Below are 16,778 nucleotides of genomic sequence, written 5' to 3'. Positions count from 1 at the left end.
TGAAAAGGAGATAATATACTTGGTTAATACGAGTTAAATGGGAAATAAAGAATTATGCCTACTTTTGATATTGTATCAGAAATTAACAAAGTAGAATTACGCCATGCTGTTGATAATGCTATACGAGAACTGGGAACCCGATTTGATTTCCGTGGCGTAGAGTCCAGCATTGATTTAAATGAGTTGACCGTCACATTAAAGTCAGAATCGGAGTTTCAAGTCAGGCAGCTTGAAGATTTATTCCGCAACCATTGTACTAAGCGAAATGTGGATACTGCTGGGGTTGATATAGACGATAAGCCAGTTCATAGCGGTAAAACTTTTTCCTTATCCATGACCTTTAAACAAGGTATTGATCAACCAACGGCAAAGGAAATCGTTAAATTTATTAAAGATAGCAAGCTAAAAGTACAAACATCCATTATGGGTGATAAAATACGCGTCACTGGAAAAAAACGCGATGATTTGCAAGAGGCTATCGCTTTGTTAAAAAAATCAGATATTAAGCTGCCCCTGCAATTTGAGAATTTTCGTGATTGAATTCAATCCGTTTTATCTTGGAGTGCAGCGATTATTCAAGATGGGTTAATAGACAAACCGTCTGATACTTCAACTTTTTGGGTATCCATCTTGGCTGCATTCTCTGTAAACCAGTTGCGGCGAGCAATAGCAAGCGATTCATCAACGATAGAGGTTAATTCCCCCCAACGAAGTAAATTTTTGCACCAATTATTAAAACTAATCAGGCGAGGGCAGTCTAAACGGTGTATGAGACTATTTAAAACTTGATGGCTCTCCTCGCTTAGTTCAACTAAGTTATTGTTTTGTAAAGAAAGTAACTCCAGAGCATCGGAATCTTTTTCTAGCCGTTTCTCAATAAAATAATCTAAAGCTTGCCAATATTCGACTCCGAATTGATACAGTTGGTTATCATCAATTTTTAACTCCCTTACGGAACTATTAATTAATCCATGGCAAAAAGTTTGCCAACAGGATAGGGAGACGGTAGAACCTGCATGATTGTTTTTAAATGAAAGCGAAGTGACCCCTGTTGTCGTAATGACTTCCAAAAAATGGGTAATTTGTTCCTCAGTGTAAGAATCAAGACGAATATTGTATAAACAAAGCTCTTTTTTTTCATTATTTAACTCGTCGCGAATGTAGTCTTCTAAATCTTTAAATGAAGTAAAAGGGTTTAGTAGCAAATTTCTCATTAATGTAATCCAATACATAAGTCCTTGAATTCAGGATAAACATTTTTTAGGGCAATTGTCTATTTGTTGTCGAATAGGAGCAGTCATTTCAAAAATAGACCTCAATGGTCTATCATAAAACATATAGGCAATGACTGACCTGGCTGAACCAAAATTCAAGTTTAGATAAGGAGATCGGTTTTGAAGTGTGGTGTGTATATCTTGCAAGGCAGAAAACCTAAAACACTTCATAGGTCGCCACTTTGTGCGTCATTTTGCGGCTCAGATACTTAGGCTTATGTCATTGCCTGTATGCTAATCCTCTCATTTCATAAGCAAATCAGTTTATCAAATTTTGTTTAATTTGTGATCGTGTTATATAATTAATTTGCAGATCATAACAAGGAAGCGATCATGAAAAAAATAATAATTGCAGTATCGATGGTTCTACCTGCAACTTTTCTCACCGGTTGTACTATTTCTGAAGCCTCCTACTCCCCTGGATACAATAATGATTATGTCTATGCTGTTGGTTATTACGGCTATCGGCCCTATTGGACCAGTTATTATTCTGGCGGTTGGGGAAACGTGGGTTACTGGCGTGGTTATCGTGCTTATTCAAATCGCAGTTGGTTTGAAGGCCGTAGATGGTAACGTATAGCCTTTGGGCTAAAAGGGTTGTCTGTCTTTCCTGAATAGGTTGGGTCGATTATCCCAACCTAGATTTGTATAAGTCTCGTTTATTCTTTAGCCCGAGAAACGTATTCTCCTTTACGTGTATCGACTTTAATAAGCTCGCCTGTTTGTACAAATAAAGGAACACGGACTACAGCACCAGTTTCAAGAGTCGCTGGTTTGCCACCGCCTCCAGAAGTATCCCCTTTAAGACCAGGATCGGTATCAGTTATTGCTAGAATAACAAAATTAGGTGGAGTAACCTGTATAGGTTCATTATTCCATAAGGTAACAATACAAATGTCTTGCTCTTTTAACCATTGTGCTGCGTCAGCCAATGTGTCTCGGCTTACCGCGTATTGTTCAAAGGTATCAGGAACCATAAAATGCCATTGTTCCCCATCGTTATACAAATATTGCATTTCCACATCAGCTACATCGGCTGATTCTAGTGTTTCACCTGATTTAAAGGTGCGCTCAACCACGCGTCCGGTTTTTAAATTACGAATTTTGACTCGAGTAAACGCTTGACCTTTACCAGGTTTAACGAATTCGCAATCAACGATGCTGCATGGTGCATTATCGACCATGACTTTTAAGCCATTCTTAAATTCATTTGTGCTGTAGGTAGCCATTAGTGCTCCACTGTTGAGATTTTATTGCATTTTCGATAGAGTTCGCAGTTTATCAATTTTGTACACCTGTTGCGAGTTTTTAAGTACGGTTGAGATGAAAAAAGCGATAGTATAAAGATAGTATAAAATCTGGATTCATCATAACTTTTAATCAATGCGAGATTACGCTGTGACTTGGCAAAAAATCCTGGCGCAAGGATTCACCTCCGTCAATGAATTGCTAGAGTTCCTATCATTACCTTTGGAATTAGGCAGTGCGGTAGCTGAACAACAATTTAAAACCCGAGTTCCTCGAGGGTTTGCAGCGCGTATGCAGCCGGGTAATCCACATGATCCGCTTTTATTGCAAGTTCTAGCGGTTAATGAGGAGTTGCAGACAGTGGATAACTATGCCACTGACCCCCTTGCTGAGTCCTCTACTAATCCTTTGCAGGGATTAATACATAAATATCAAGGCAGGGTGCTTCTCACATTAACAGGTGTGTGTGCTGTTAATTGCCGTTTTTGTTTTAGACGCCATTTTCCCTATCAAAATAATAATCCTGGCCGCAACGGTTGGCAGGAGGTTCTGAATTATATCCGTCACGATCCAACAATTTTCGAAGTTATATTGAGTGGGGGCGACCCGTTGTTAGCTACAGATAAAATGCTGGGTGATTTTATAAATCAATTAGAAACTATCCAACATATACGTACAATTCGGTTTCACACACGAATCCCAGTAGTCTTGCCGGAACGCATCAACGATGCTTTATTAACCATACTTTCCGATACCCGATTGCGCAAAGTGATTGTGTTGCATTGTAATCATCCCCAAGAATTAGATGAGGGGGTGCAGCAAGTCTGTAGTGCACTGCGTCAGGTTGGTTGCCACTTGCTCAATCAAACTGTCTTATTGAAAGCAATCAATGATGACGCAGAAATTTTGGCTAATTTAAGTGAGCGCTTATTTGATTGTGGTGTTTTGCCTTATTATTTGCATGTCTTAGATAAAGTGGTGGGTGCGGCTCATTTTGATTTATCAGAAAAATTAGCTCGTGCGATTCATTTACAATTACAAAGCTTATTACCTGGTTATTTAGTGCCTCGTTTAGTGCGTGAGGTACCAGGTAAAGCGCATAAACTATGGTTATAAGAATTAGCCGCTACTCCTAATGGCCATTTTTTGAATACAATTCTAATAGTTTCTCTTGCGCGCTATACGTTCCATTTCCGAGTCGTTTATAACTGCCATCAGCCTGCATTTCCCAAGCATTGGTGTTGTCCCTTAAATAATTTTTAAAAATTTCCTGCTTAATCCGCCGACGACAAGCCTCATCAAGAATAGGAAACATGACTTCAATCCGTGTATAAAGATTGCGCTCCATCAAATCAGCACTTGCACAGTAATAACGCTCTTCATTTCCTGTGCGGAAATAATAGACTCGATGGTGTTCAAGAAATCGGCCGACTATCGAAATGACACGAATATTATCAGAAATGCCCGGAATGCCTGGTTTAAGGCAGCAAACACTGCGCACTAACAAATTTATTTTCACTCCGGCTTGGGACGCTTGATAAAGAGCCTGAATCATCGTTTTATCTGTTAATCCGTTAACTTTTATGTAGATTTCTGCTTCTTGTCCCTCACTGGCTGCTTGGCGGCATTGTTCAATGAGTTGCAGCAAATTTTTTTGTAGAGTAAATGGAGAGTGGCAAAGGGCTTTAAGTTTAACTGCCCGTCCCAATCCTGTGAGCTGTTGAAAAATCACTTGGGTGTCGGCAGCAATCGTTGGTTCACAAGTCAGTAACCCTAAATCGGTGTAACGTTTTGCCGTTTGCTCATGATAATTCCCCGTTCCTAAATGGACATAGTGTTTTAGTTTTCCGTGAGTACGCCGCACGACAAGCGTCATTTTAGCATGCGTCTTGTAGCCCATTACGCCATATAAAACGAGAACACCGGCCTCGTGTAGACGATTTGCGAGTTTTAAATTGGATTCTTCATCAAAGCGCGCACGCAATTCAATCACTGCTGTGACTTCTTTGCCAGAACGGGCTGCCTCTACAAGGGCTTTTACCATGACTGATTCAGAGTGCGTTCGATAAAGGGTTTGTTTAATCGCTAAAACTGCCGGATCTGCTGCAGCTTGGCGGACAAAATCAATCACTACTTCAAAACTTTGATAGGGATGATGCAATAAAATATCTTGCTCATCCAAGACATTAAACAAATTACGCTTTTGATGGATGAATTCTGGGTATTGGACAGTCAGAGGCGGGTAATTCAACTCCGGGCGATCAATACGGTTTACGACACTGTAATAACGCTGTAAATTGACTGGTCCATCACAATAATAAGCATCTTCATGGTGTAAGTGATGTTTCTGCAGAAGAAAATCAACAATATTTGCAGGGCAATCAATGTCTACTTCAAGACGCACCACATGACCATAGTGTCGTGTAAATAATTCACGTTGAACAGCAACAGCTAAATCCTCAATTTCTTCTTCGCGTAAAAATAAATCACTATTACGAGTTAAGCGGAAAGGATAGCAACCGTTAATTTCCATCCCAGGAAATAATCGATGAATATGGGTTTGAATGATCGAAGATAAATAAACAAAATAACTACCTCCCTCAGTACAAAGTTCTGAAGGTAAGGGAATCATACGTGGTAAGGAACGAGGTGCATGAACCACTGCGTAGTCGATGTTCCGATCAAATGCATCTTTACCTCGTAAAGAAATAATAAAATTCAAGCTTTTATTAAATAACCGCGGAAAAGGGTGTGCTAAATCAAGCGCTATAGGACTGACAATAGGTAGAATTTCATTTTTGAAATAATGTTTTGCCCAGAGATGAATATCATCGTCCCATTCTTCGACAGGAAGGAAATGGATATTCGCTTTTTTCATTGCGGGTATGAGTTCTTTATTGAAGATTTCATATAACTCATCGGTAAGGAGATGAACTTTTTTACTGAGCTGCCCAAAAATTTCGTCAGCTTGAAGTCCGTCAATGTAGAGCTTTCTTGAATGAAGCGCCATTTTTTCTTTTAAACCAGCAACTCGGATTTCGAAAAATTCATCGAGATTACCACTGCAAATGCAAAGAAAACGCATACGTTCTAATAAAGGGACACGTTCGTCTTTCGCCAGTTGCAAGACTCGCTCATTAAAAGATAATGCTGTAAATTCGCGATTGATATAGTATTCTGGGTTACCCAAATCATTGCTCACAGTCTATACCTCTCGGAATAAAAACTAAGGCTCGTACAAATCATATATTGCTCATTTTGCCAGTAGCTCTAAAAAAATGCGAGCAAAAGGAAACGAGTAGCGAGAAGTTTGTGTATGAACTAAGGCCATGAATCTTAACTAGGTTTGACGAGGAAAAAGCAAATTCCAATAAACGCAATAAATCCCCAAAAAGGTGAGAGCTGAAAATAAGTGAGTCCGATAAAAAATAAAATAGTCGCTATGGTAATTGGGAGCGAGTAATACACACCAAAAATACCTTGCGCGACTGAGTAAGAAGCGGCGGCTAAAAGAGCTAAGGCGCCGTATTGAACGCTGACCATAATTTTGTGGGTGACGGGACTATTATTCGAACTCAACACCTGATAGCCTAAGACGGCTAAAATCAGCCCTGGAAGGTTTAAGCAAGTTAATGCCAAAATTAAACCCAGTATTCCTGATGCTTTATAGCCGATTAATGCTGCTAGCTTGACTGCAGTCAAACCAGGAAAAAGGAAGCTTGCCCCCACCATACTGACAAATTCTTCTGAGGTAATCCAGTGGCGATTGGTGACCGCTTCGTATTCCAAAAGTTTTAACATGGAATTACCGCCACCTAAGGAGATGAAACCAATTTTGCCAAAGCTGAGTATAATGGCGAGAAGATTATTCATCATAGGCTAAAATTTGTTTAAGAAAATTAACATAGTCGCAGGAAACTCGTTCTCCCAGCAAGTGTTTTGCTATGGAAGAGACTAGTGTTTTGGATTTCCCTTCGATACAAGCGCTGTAGAAAATTTGTTCGGCTATGGTAAGGCGTGCTAACTCGAGTTTGATTATCGGCTCACTTGCAAATTTATAAATTAACGCATCCTTCTCTACCTCAATATCTCGTTTGTTATTTTTTAATTGTGCTAATAAAGCAGGAGCTGAGAGGCCGTCAGTGCCTGGTAGAATTTCATTGTCTGGATAATCTTCAAGGTTAATTTTTTTGCCGTAGCCACGTAACATACCGCTTTCTTTGAGTAAAGGTTTATAAAGCATTTGCATTCGCCGGCGTTTAATATTGAAATTAGACTTAGGCAAGAGAGAATAACAATCTTGCCGGTGTTTGGTTTCATAGTTCGAGAGAGATAGAAAGTGATGGTCCAAGCCATGTAACGTAATCGTTGTGTTAGATGGCCAGAAATACCGTGCTTCCCAGCGTATTTCTTCGCGGGCTGCCTTTAAATTTTGCAAATTGAGCATGTTATCGTTCTCGATTTCAAAATTCCAAACTAGGCGTGTGTTCATGAGCATCAATCTATAAAAACATTTACACTAGTTGATTCATAACAGTAAACGCTAACCATCGCAATGCTTATTGCATAATTTACTGTTTAATATAGTAATTTATTCTGGTTTTATCACTCGCAAAATGGTTAAAGACAGGTATATACTTAAAGCTTAACTGCTTTTCCAAGCAAAGGAAGGTGCTGACATGGCTACTCTGCTGTTTCTTATCTATTTAGTATTTACTCTGGTTGTACTCTATCGTGGGATGAATGCAATGAGCTGGGAAATCGGTAGCGCTATCTATCTGATTCTAGCCACATTTGTAATTGGCATGAATTGGTTTCTCGGATTACTCATCTGGTTAGCCATCATTGCTGCAGTAGTACTCATTAATGTTGAATCTTTGCGCGATGCAATCAGTGATTTCTTGTTCCATCACGCGGGTAAATCAATTCCCAAGTTAACCAAAACAGAAGAAGAAGCTTTAAATGCTGGAGATACTTGGATTGAAAAGGATATTTTTACCGGATCTCCGAACTGGGAAACTCTAAAAAATGTTTCTGCACAACTTACTCCAGAAGAACAAGCTTTTCTCGATAATGAAGTGCAAACACTATGCAGCATGCTTGATAATTGGAAAATAAAGCAAGCCGGGGATTTACCAGAAGACATTTGGACTTATATCAAAGAAAAAGGCTTTTTAGGATTAGTAATCCCTAAGGAATATGGAGGCAAAGGATTTTCAGCGCGGGCCCATTCTGATGTCGTGCTCAAAATAGCGAGTCGTTCCCCTGCAGCAGCTGTCACGGTGATGGTGCCAAATTCCCTTGGCCCAGGTGAGTTGCTCACTTACTACGGAACGGATGAACAAAAGGCTAACTATTTACCCAACTTGGCAAAAGGAATTGATATCCCTTGTTTTGCCCTGACTGAGCCGGGGGCTGGCAGTGACGCTACTTCAATTCAATCTGAAGCGATTGTGGTTAAAAAGAAAGTCGATGGTAAGATGGTTTTAGGATTAAACATCACTTTAAATAAACGATGGATTACTTTAGCCCCTGTCGCTACACTCATCGGGCTCGCAGTGAATCTGAAAGACCCCGATGGTTTGTTGAAAGGGGAGGGTTCTGAAGGCATAACGTGTCTGTTAATCCCACGTGACACTGAGAATTTGATCATCGGTAACCGGCATTTACCCGCTGAACAATCGTTTATGAATGGAACTTTACGTGGTGAGAACATTTTTGTTCCCATCACTACTATCATAGGTGGACAAAAAAATGCGGGTCATGGTTGGCAGATGCTAGTTGAATGCCTATCCATTGGCCGCTCAATTTCTTTACCTGCTTTAGGTTCTGCGTCTTCTTCAGTCGCTTATCTAACGACCGGGGCTTTTGCCAGGATTCGTCGGCAATTTGCAGTCGAAATTGGCAATTTTGAAGGGATAGAAGAAAAGCTGGCAGAAGTAGCGGGGTTAAATTACATAGTGAATGCTACCCGCCTCTTAACTGTAGCTGCAGTTAATCAACATAAAAAACCCTCTGTGGCCTCTGCGATTACTAAATATTTTAATACTGAGCTCGCACGAATTGCGATCAATGACGCGATGGATATCCATGCGGGTCGTGCTGTGGTCACAGGAGAGCGCAATTACCTCTTTGATTTTTACCAAAGCATTCCTGTTTCGGTGACTGTAGAGGGGGCAAATATCATGTCCCGCAATTTGCTCATTTTTGGGCAAGGCTCTATGGCTTGCCATCCCTACGTACGGGATGAGTTTTATGCGATATCCCGCAATGATAAAGAGGGTTTTCGCCAATTGATTTGGCAGCATATTAATTATTCAATGCGTAATTTTGCCAAAGCACTTTGCTCCGCATGGACTGCTGGCTTATTTATCGAAGCTCCGGGAAATGAACTAAATTATGGGTACAAAAAATTGGCCCGGTTAAGCCATGCCTTGGCCTGGTTAGCAGATTTATCTTTAATTTATTTGGGAGGGGATTTAAAGCGTAAGGAGCGTTTGTCTGCAAGACTAGCGGACGGGATGTCTTTCCTTTATATGGCAATGGCTGTACTTCGTTCCTACCAAGAAAATAATGAGAACCCAGATGAGAAGCTGCATGCTAAATGGGCGTTAAAGTATTGCTTCTATCAAGCACAAAAATCGATGATTGCTTTTTGCCGTAATTTTCCATCAAGACCATTGGGATTCTTAATGCGTTTAGTTGCCTTTCCTTTTGGGCAAACAATGGCTTATCCAAGTGACAAACTTGATCATCAGTTAGCCCGATTGATGATGAAAAATAATCATTATCGGAATCGCATGTCGAAATTGATCTTTTTAAGCGGGGATCGAAAACAACCGGTCGACAGAATGGAGCAAACTTTGCAACTCATTATTAACCATGATGAATTGTACAAGAGGATAAACGATCTTAAACGGTATAAATTCGGCGCTTTGAAAGAAAAAATCGCTGAAAAAGTGGCGAAAGGCGAATTATCTCAAGCAGAAGCTGATAATATCATCAGCGTAGAGCGAGCTTGCTGGGATGCCATTCAGGTAGACGAGTTTTCTTTTGACTCCTTGAAAAAGAAGAGTTTTGCTTCTCTTGCGGATACTTTTCCAAATCCAATGGATTAGCTTTTAGAAAAAGCTTTGATGATCGTAATTCATCAAGGCTTTTTCTTTTTTATCTAAAATTTACCCCGTTGTCTCAATATCTTTACTTTCTCTTAACGGTTAAGGATAAAAGTTAAGCACCAAAAAACTTTGTTGATTTGCTATAATAATCTAACGAATTATTTTCACAATGCGTAACTAATCTTATATTTTTGTGAATAATCAAAGCAGTGAGAATTTGAAATGCCCAGAGCCACATTACGCACGACAACCCGCGGCACAGGAATAAAACCGCTAGCCCCTGAATCAAAAGCAATTGATGCTGCCAAGGAATGTGTTCGACATAGTCCTGAAGGCGCTGATTATTTGGTTGATCGCTTTGACAATAGAATGGATGAGTTAGGCATGACCGAAGAAGCTAAAGGAATGCGACGACATTTAGAGGATTTCAGAGAATATGTTCATATGAAAAGCGCAACAAATGGTCAGGCATGGTTTGGTGAATTTGTAGAGGGCAACTATAAGAACTTGCAAAGGAATATTGCTGACAAAGCGGCTAAAGAGGTGGCTGAAAACATTCAAGGTCCTATCAGAGTGGATTTCGCTGTTGATGAAAATTCTCACTATAAGCGGGTGTTTGTCAATGAAGGCCAGAAAATATCTGGTGAACAAGCTAGGCCGTTAGATAAACTCGTTAACGCGTTCTTCGGGGAAAATGATATAGCCAATAGAGGTAACATTCTCTATGAAGCCACAAAAGAAGGCGACATGAAATATGAAAGAGGTGAACCTAAAAGAGCCGATCCAGAGGAAGTGGATAGCTTGATGAAAACAGAATTAAAAGATTACCTTGGTGAGCATGGCATTGAAGCTGATGTGAGAAGTCGAAGCGGTCAAGCTAAGCAACAGCCTCAAAAAGCTGCTCAGCAAGTTACAGGAAGAGCTGCTGCAGTCAAAGAGGCTCCCGCTCCTGGTACGCCTACGCCAAGTAGTGGTGACGAAGCGCCTACTAGTGCTCCAGCAGCCTAAGTATTAACGCGAGCTTAGCCATGCGTGGACCAGTAGACAATGTGCGAGTCTCTCAGTAAGCAGGGACTCGTCAAGCAGCATTCAATCTGTAGCAGACAGATGTACTATAACAAAGCGTTAGCAAATTTAAGCCGTTCTGCGGAGCCAATATCCACCCATAATCCTTGATAAAGTTCTCCAGTAGCTCGGTTTTCTTTAATTAAGCTGTGAAACAAAGAAACAACCGAATATCTTCCCGCTTTGTATTGTTCGAAGGCTTCGGGTCGATAGCAGGCTATACCAGAGTAAGTGTAGCGCTTGTTTTTATTGCTAAGTTTGTTTTGATGAATTAAATCAAAATCCCCTTTAGCATTATGTGAAGGATTATTAACCAGCACTAAATGGAGTTTTGCATCATTCGCTAAGTGCAAAGAGCTAAATTCATAATCTGTAAAAATATCAGCATTCACGGTGATAAAAGGATCTTTACCGAGTAAAGGCAAAGCATTATAAATCCCTCCGCCTGTTTCCAGGCCCCCTGGTGGTTCTGGTGCGTAACAGATTTCGACATCCCATTTTGCTCCATCTCCGAGATAATGGCGTATTTGTCCGCCAAGATGGGCATGATTGATGACAATTCGCTCGAAGCCCGATCTTGCTAATTTCTCAACATGGTATTGAATCAGCGGTTTTTGGTGAACAAGGCACATGGCTTTGGGCTGAGTATCAGTCAGTGGTCTTAAACGCTCACCTCGGCCAGCAGCCAAAATCATCGCAATTTTCATGGCAAACGTACCCTATTTTGAATGAAGTGATAAAAGGAATCGAATTGTGGATAGCATTCCAAGCAAGCAACGACATAATGAAGAGTCAAGGGCATATCTTGTAAATAACTGGGTTTATTATCTCGCAAATACAAACGGGAGAAAACGCCTAAAACTTTCAAATGGCGTTGCAAACCACAATAATCAAAGGCTCGAATAAAATCGGGTAATGAGTATTGTTTTGCGAGTGATGAATGCTCATAAAAATATGATAACCAACTCATGACTTGCTCACGCGGCCATTGAATATAACAATCTTTTAATAGGGAAACGAGATCATAAGTAAAGGGTCCATACATTGCGTCTTGAAAATCAATGATCCCTAACTTAATTTTATCATCTTGTTCAAGCAGCATAATATTCCGTGAGTGATAATCCCGATGAATCAAGACATTAGGCTGTTTTGTCACTTCAGCGCTAAGCCAATCAAAAGTCTGACTAATGAGTGCTTCCTCTGTGGTCGAAAGGTTGAGTTTTAAATAAGCGTGTAAGAACCATTCTTTGAATAGATTCAATTCATATAGGATAAAGTTTTTATCAAATGGAGGTAGTTGTGCTGCCTTGGATATAGTATTCAATTGAAGGATATTCAATGTGTCCATCGCTGCTTTGTAAAGCTTATCAGCAGTTTGTGAAGAAAGAGCATGGAGCAATAGTGTATCGCCAAAGTCGTCAAGAATGGCAAATCCCTGTTTTTTATCGACAGCATGAATTTTTGGTGTTGATAGGCCATTGGTGCTCAGTAAATCAGCAATGGCTAAAAAAGGCTCGAGGGTTTCTTTATCAGGCGGAGCATCCATGATGACTTGAGTTGATCCTTTATAATGAAGGCGGAAATACCGTCTAAAACTAGCATCTCCTGCAAGAGGAATTAAGGTAAATTGCGTTGAGGCAAGAATTTGCTCAAGCCATTTGCTAAGTGCGTTTTGTCGATCATGCATGCTATACTCCTCTGCTCATTTCTTTGGGCGCAAATCAGGGACTGTAAGTAGGCCCTAGCGCATGTGAATCATAAGGTATTTTGGTGGCGGTGAAAATTAACTTTGATTCGATTAAACAACAATTCGAAAAAATAACTTGTCATCGCTATTTGTTTGTGGGATTAACCACTGCAATAGGGATAGTCGCGGGTACGTATCACGTCGTTACCCACGCCTCAGAAATAATGGTTGAGCCTGTGCAAGCTTGTGTGGTGGCAAGAGAGGCTGAGCTAACTGCTGCCAATCGAACAAAATTTGCTCAATGCTTGGGTTGGCAGGCAAATCGCTCTTTTCCACTTTGCGGCGGTTTTTATAAACCAATTGCCATTACTCCCCTTTCGAACGATGAAGTACGCATTACGGCGAATAATGTTTCTTTCTACCGGGAGGGACGTTCGGAACTATCTGGAAATGTGGAAGTTCAGCAAGAGGGGCGTATAGTTAACGCACAAACTGCCTATGTATACCGTGATGCTAAAACCAATAAAGTAACCCAAATTGAATTGTTAGGAGAGGTAAAGTATTTAGAAGCAGGAAGGCTGATGATTGCTCGGAAAGCGACAATTAATCCGCAAGATAAATCAGGCAAAGTTGAGGATGTTTTGTATCGCTTTAATGTCCGAAAAGGTGGTGCAATTCAACCTGCTTGGGGGCGAGCAAGTTTGATTGAGCGCTTTGCCAACAAAGATTATTTATTAAAAAAAGCGACTTATACAACTTGTGTCCCTGAAGATAATGCTTGGCAACTCGAAGCAGACAGTATTAAATTGGATAATGCCAAATCGATTGGAGTAGCACGAAATGCTAAATTAAGGATTCGCAATTGGCCTGTTTTATATACCCCTTATTTAAGTTTCCCAACCTCGAAAGAACGAAAATCAGGATTTCTAATGCCTGTTGTTGGTTCCTCAAATGTAGGTGGGTTTGATCTTGCTTTACCTTATTATTGGAATATCGCCCCAAATTATGATGCAACGTTAATTCCCCATGTGTATACAAAACGCGGTTTTATGATGGGAAGCGAGTTTCGTTATCTAACACAAAAGTCGTTTGGCATCATTCGTGGTCGATACTTGCCTCATGATCGCGCATTTAATCGATTTTTATTAGAAAATAGGGATGAACATCCCTTATTACGTGCAAAGTCTTCTGACCGATGGTCATTTCAGTTACAAAATTCAACTTTAATCACTCGTGATTTTCATCTCGGTATCAATTTTGATCAGGTTTCGGATGATTATTTTTTACAAGATTTTAGTACTAATCTGGCAACTCTAACGGAGAGGCAATTGTTACGTCAGGGGGATCTGTCTTATACAACGGATCATTGGTTTTTCCGCGGTATGTTGCAAAGTTACCAAACACTGCATCCAATCAACCAGACACCAGTGAGTGATAATTATCAACGCTTACCTCAACTGCTGGCGGAAGGATCCTATGATGAATTGCCTTTGGACAGCAGTTTTTCCATGCAAGGGCAATTTGATTATTTTCTCTGGCCGGCAAAAATTTTATTCCAACCTGAAGGGGCAAGGTATCATTTAAATCCTGCTCTCTCATTTCCGCGGTCAAAATCCTGGGGTTATATCACTCCTTCCGTTCAATTGGTCGAAAATTATTATAATGTAAGCAATCAACCATCCTATGCAAAATCACAGTTTAATCGTTCTATTCCTCGCTATAATATTGATGGTGGTTTGTATTTTGATCGTACAACTGTGTTTAAAGGTAAGGAATTTACTCAAACTTTAGAACCGCGTCTTTTTTACCTTTATGTTCCTTACCATAACCAGACCCAAATTCCGGTGTTCGATTCCGGTTATATGATCTTTAGTTATGATCAATTATTTCGCAATAATCGATTTTCTGGTTTTGATCGCATTGGGGATGCAAATCAGCTCTCCTATGCGTTGAGTTCCCGTTGGTTATCTGATGAGACAGGTAAGGAAAAGGCGAATATTTCGATTGGCCAAGCCCGCTATTTCTCAGAAAGAAAAGTAAAACTGTGCCAAAGCATCACCGGTTATTGCGAAGATAATCCTGATACTTTAGGGCTTTTGTCGCCTACTGAAAAATTTTCACCTATTGCAGCCCGCGGAGAGTATCACTTCAACCCCAACTGGGTAATGTCAGCAGATTATGTGTGGGATTCTGCAACGCATTCGACTAATAATGGTCATGTCAATTTTCATTATCAACCGGAATCGAGTAGCAACAAAATTATTGGCGTCGGCTACACCTATCTTGTAAATGGCGATATTACAAGAGTAGCCTACACCAACCTACAGAATAATCCGTTACATCAAGCAACTTTTGCTTACGCTTGGCCCTTCAGTACCCATTGGAGTACTTTAGGTGCGTACAACTACAACATCAGCAAGCGTTATGAAATGATGTCCCTTTTTGGAGTACAATATGATAGTTGTTGTTGGGCGGTTCGATTGATTGGAGGACGGGCATTTCGCAGCTTGGATTCTTTATCGCGGCCCCAATATAATAACAATGTGTTTTTACAGATCCTGCTAAAAGGACTTGGCTCCGTCGGAAATAGTGATCCGTCTAGCAGGATAAGAACTTATATTCCAGGTTATAATGATATGTTTCGCAATAAGTGATTAACAAGAATAAGATTGCTTGTATTTTGTTTAAGAATCACCTAAATTGCCCACACAAATAGTAAAGGGGAAAATGGCATGATGAAGCGGATTGTGTTTATTATACTGCTATTGCCTATATTAACGGTTGTAGCACAACCTTTGGATAAGGTAGTAGCTATTGTTAATGATGGAGTCATTACTGCTAGTGAACTAGACGCACAAGTTAAGATCTTAAAAGAACAGTTGATTGCTAAGAAGATGCAACTCCCTTCGGATAAGATTTTGCGTAAACAAGTCCTTCAGCATTTAATCGATGTGGATTTACAATTGCAACTGGCAAAGCGAAATGATATTTCAGTCGATAGCACAGATTTAAATGATGCGATTGCCAAGATTGCTAGTAACAATCATCTAACTCTAACTCAGTTACGAGAAGAATTGAGCAAACAAGGCTTAAGTTGGGAAACGTTTAGAGAAAATGTTCGTAAAGAAATATTGATTAGCCGTGTGCAGCAGAAAGCTGTGGGCAATGAGATTACAGTATCAGCAGAACAGGTCGAAGATTATCTAAAAAATGCTAAAAATGATAACAAAACCCAGCAAACTTACCACATACAAAATATCGTTATTCCTTTGCCTGAGGAACCTACTACGGAGCAACTAAACAAAGCCCGTCAAAAGGCGAAAGACTTACTAAGCAAAATTAACCGTGGCGACGATTTCAACCGTTTAGCTATTGCTGAATCAAGCGGAGAGTTTGCTTTGGAAGGGGGCGATTTAGGTGAGCGGCATTTGGCAGAGCTTCCTGAGGTTTTCGCTAAACGGGTTGTTAGCATGAGTGTAGGTCAGGTTACTGGTCCAATACGAACTGGGAATGGTTTTCAGTTGATTAAACTAATCGCTGTTAATGGCGGTGAGCAGCGACATGAAGTGACTAAGACTCACGTCCGTCATATTTTGGTGAAGCCAGATGCGAGTACGACTGAGGATGAGGCAATGAAGCAAGCAAACAACTTGTACCAGCAGATAAAAGCAGGGAAAGATTTTGCTCTTCTGGCAAAACAGTACTCTTTAGATGCTGCAAGCGCAATCAAAGGTGGCGATCTTGGTTGGGTAAATCCAGGTGAGCTAGTCCCTGAATTTGAAAAAGCAATGGACAATTTGCCAATTCATCAAGTGAGTAAACCTGTAAAGTCCGTTTTTGGATGGCATTTAATAGAAGTATTAGAGCGCAAAAAAATTGATGATTCCCTGGCGTTTAAGCGCCAACAGGTTAGGCAGTTTTTGCAACAACGCAAATTTACAGAAGCGGTACAAAATTGGCAGCAACATGTGAGAGCTGATTCTTACGTGAATATTTTGGATAAAAGTCTAGCATGAAGCCTTTGCTTATTAGCAGTGGCGAACCGGCAGGAATAGGTCCTGATTTATGTCTTGGACTTGCGTCATGCGAGTTCCCTTTAGTCGTTTTGGGCGATAAAAACTTAATCGCCCAAAGAGCGAAGGAGTTAAAGCAAAAAATCACTATTATTGATTATCAGGCCAACGTTCCAGTCCAGCCCATATCTAACTGTTTAACTGTCCTTTCAATTCCGTGTGCAGCACCAGTGGTTGCCGGAAAATTAAATCCTCTCAATGCACCCTACGTCGTTAAAATGTTAAGTCTGGCTACCGATAAGTGTTTACAAGGAGAATTTTCAGCGCTGGTTACTGCACCTGTACATAAAGCAGTTATTAATCAAGCTGGAAT

At 40.4% G+C, this 16,778-nt stretch carries 15 protein-coding genes (1 of these 15 running past the window's edge); 8 read left to right on the top strand and 7 right to left on the bottom strand.

The features are described from left to right. Window positions 1-54: 54 nt before the first annotated feature. Window positions 55-540, top strand: a complete 486-nt coding sequence (locus LMI_RS13440) for a YajQ family cyclic di-GMP-binding protein (protein WP_045100245.1) — start codon at window positions 55-57, stop codon at window positions 538-540. A 35-nt stretch (window positions 541-575) separates the two neighbouring features. Here the strand turns inward: LMI_RS13440 and LMI_RS13435 are convergent, their stop codons facing one another. Continuing rightward, complete coding sequence (locus tag LMI_RS13435) at window positions 576-1,214, bottom strand: hypothetical protein (protein ID WP_045100244.1); 639 nt, start codon at window positions 1,212-1,214, stop codon at window positions 576-578. Between the two features lie 393 nt (window positions 1,215-1,607). Here LMI_RS13435 and LMI_RS13430 point away from each other — a divergent pair, with 393 nt between their 5' ends. Beyond that, entirely contained in the window at window positions 1,608-1,847 is a 240-nt protein-coding gene (locus tag LMI_RS13430) for a hypothetical protein (RefSeq protein ID WP_045100243.1), read from the top strand. 86 nt (window positions 1,848-1,933) lie between these two features. Here LMI_RS13430 and efp read toward each other — a convergent pair whose 3' ends face one another. Beyond that, window positions 1,934-2,503, bottom strand: a complete 570-nt coding sequence (gene efp, locus LMI_RS13425; RefSeq protein WP_045100242.1) for an elongation factor P — start codon at window positions 2,501-2,503, stop codon at window positions 1,934-1,936. A 154-nt stretch (window positions 2,504-2,657) separates the two neighbouring features. On the opposite strand from efp, the gene epmB reads away from it, so the two are divergent. Then, complete coding sequence (epmB, locus tag LMI_RS13420) at window positions 2,658-3,638, top strand: EF-P beta-lysylation protein EpmB (RefSeq protein WP_045100241.1); 981 nt, start codon at window positions 2,658-2,660, stop codon at window positions 3,636-3,638. 16 nt (window positions 3,639-3,654) lie between these two features. On the opposite strand, the gene ppk1 is transcribed toward epmB, so the two are convergent. The 3 genes from ppk1 to LMI_RS13405 form a co-directional block, all read right to left on the bottom strand. Then, window positions 3,655-5,724, bottom strand: a complete 2,070-nt coding sequence (ppk1, locus tag LMI_RS13415) for a polyphosphate kinase 1 (protein ID WP_045100240.1) — start codon at window positions 5,722-5,724, stop codon at window positions 3,655-3,657. Between the two features lie 134 nt (window positions 5,725-5,858). Next, entirely contained in the window at window positions 5,859-6,398 is a 540-nt protein-coding gene (locus tag LMI_RS13410; protein WP_045100239.1) for a chromate transporter, read from the bottom strand. Then, window positions 6,388-7,014 (bottom strand): hypothetical protein, encoded by a 627-nt coding sequence (locus LMI_RS13405; protein ID WP_045100238.1) that lies wholly within the window; start codon window positions 7,012-7,014, stop codon window positions 6,388-6,390. The genes LMI_RS13410 and LMI_RS13405 overlap by 11 nt, the downstream gene beginning before the upstream one ends. Window positions 7,015-7,201: 187 nt before the next feature. On the opposite strand from LMI_RS13405, the gene LMI_RS13400 reads away from it, so the two are divergent. Beyond that, entirely contained in the window at window positions 7,202-9,640 is a 2,439-nt protein-coding gene (locus tag LMI_RS13400) for an acyl-CoA dehydrogenase (protein WP_052679586.1), read from the top strand. A 222-nt stretch (window positions 9,641-9,862) separates the two neighbouring features. Further along, a complete protein-coding gene (locus LMI_RS13395) occupies window positions 9,863-10,648 on the top strand; it encodes a hypothetical protein (RefSeq protein WP_045100237.1) in 786 nt (261 codons plus the stop codon). Between the two features lie 104 nt (window positions 10,649-10,752). Here the strand turns inward: LMI_RS13395 and murU are convergent, their stop codons facing one another. Further along, on the bottom strand, window positions 10,753-11,412 hold the full coding sequence (gene murU, locus LMI_RS13390; protein WP_045100236.1) for an N-acetylmuramate alpha-1-phosphate uridylyltransferase MurU: 660 nt from the start codon (window positions 11,410-11,412) through the stop codon (window positions 10,753-10,755). Beyond that, window positions 11,409-12,392 (bottom strand): aminoglycoside phosphotransferase family protein, encoded by a 984-nt coding sequence (locus LMI_RS13385; protein WP_045100235.1) that lies wholly within the window; start codon window positions 12,390-12,392, stop codon window positions 11,409-11,411. The genes murU and LMI_RS13385 overlap by 4 nt, the downstream gene beginning before the upstream one ends. A 224-nt stretch (window positions 12,393-12,616) precedes the next feature. On the opposite strand from LMI_RS13385, the gene LMI_RS13380 reads away from it, so the two are divergent. The 3 genes from LMI_RS13380 to pdxA all read left to right on the top strand — a co-directional run. Continuing rightward, window positions 12,617-15,046, top strand: a complete 2,430-nt coding sequence (locus LMI_RS13380; RefSeq protein WP_102010603.1) for an LPS-assembly protein LptD — start codon at window positions 12,617-12,619, stop codon at window positions 15,044-15,046. 78 nt (window positions 15,047-15,124) lie between these two features. Continuing rightward, window positions 15,125-16,408, top strand: coding sequence for a peptidylprolyl isomerase (locus LMI_RS13375; protein ID WP_045100234.1), 1,284 nt, complete (start codon window positions 15,125-15,127; stop codon window positions 16,406-16,408). Then, window positions 16,405-16,778, top strand: the 5' portion of a protein-coding gene (pdxA, locus tag LMI_RS13370) for a 4-hydroxythreonine-4-phosphate dehydrogenase PdxA (protein WP_045100233.1). It continues 604 nt past the right edge of the window; only the first 374 of its 978 coding nucleotides appear in the window; the start codon lies at window positions 16,405-16,407; its stop codon lies beyond the right edge, outside the window. Before LMI_RS13375 ends, pdxA begins: the two co-directional genes overlap by 4 nt.

Source organism: Legionella micdadei (assembly GCF_000953635.1).
Taxonomy (GTDB): domain Bacteria; phylum Pseudomonadota; class Gammaproteobacteria; order Legionellales; family Legionellaceae; genus Tatlockia; species Tatlockia micdadei.
The sequence above is the reverse complement of the archived record's forward strand: the minus strand, read 5'-3'. Positions and strand labels throughout refer to the sequence as shown.

Excerpts from the sequence above, each read along its gene's own strand:
- LMI_RS13440 (WP_045100245.1), top strand. The coding sequence starts at position 55 with ATGCCTACTTTTGATATTGTATCAGAAATTAACAAAGTAGAATTACGC.
- LMI_RS13435 (WP_045100244.1), bottom strand. The coding sequence starts at position 1,214 with ATGAGAAATTTGCTACTAAACCCTTTTACTTCATTTAAAGATTTAGAA.
- LMI_RS13430 (WP_045100243.1), top strand. The coding sequence starts at position 1,608 with ATGAAAAAAATAATAATTGCAGTATCGATGGTTCTACCTGCAACTTTT.
- efp (WP_045100242.1), bottom strand. The coding sequence starts at position 2,503 with ATGGCTACCTACAGCACAAATGAATTTAAGAATGGCTTAAAAGTCATG.
- epmB (WP_045100241.1), top strand. The coding sequence starts at position 2,658 with ATGCGAGATTACGCTGTGACTTGGCAAAAAATCCTGGCGCAAGGATTC.
- LMI_RS13410 (WP_045100239.1), bottom strand. The coding sequence starts at position 6,398 with ATGATGAATAATCTTCTCGCCATTATACTCAGCTTTGGCAAAATTGGT.
- LMI_RS13405 (WP_045100238.1), bottom strand. The coding sequence starts at position 7,014 with ATGAACACACGCCTAGTTTGGAATTTTGAAATCGAGAACGATAACATG.
- LMI_RS13400 (WP_052679586.1), top strand. The coding sequence starts at position 7,202 with ATGGCTACTCTGCTGTTTCTTATCTATTTAGTATTTACTCTGGTTGTA.
- LMI_RS13395 (WP_045100237.1), top strand. The coding sequence starts at position 9,863 with ATGCCCAGAGCCACATTACGCACGACAACCCGCGGCACAGGAATAAAA.
- murU (WP_045100236.1), bottom strand. The coding sequence starts at position 11,412 with ATGAAAATTGCGATGATTTTGGCTGCTGGCCGAGGTGAGCGTTTAAGA.
- LMI_RS13385 (WP_045100235.1), bottom strand. The coding sequence starts at position 12,392 with ATGCATGATCGACAAAACGCACTTAGCAAATGGCTTGAGCAAATTCTT.
- LMI_RS13380 (WP_102010603.1), top strand. The coding sequence starts at position 12,617 with ATGGTTGAGCCTGTGCAAGCTTGTGTGGTGGCAAGAGAGGCTGAGCTA.
- LMI_RS13375 (WP_045100234.1), top strand. The coding sequence starts at position 15,125 with ATGATGAAGCGGATTGTGTTTATTATACTGCTATTGCCTATATTAACG.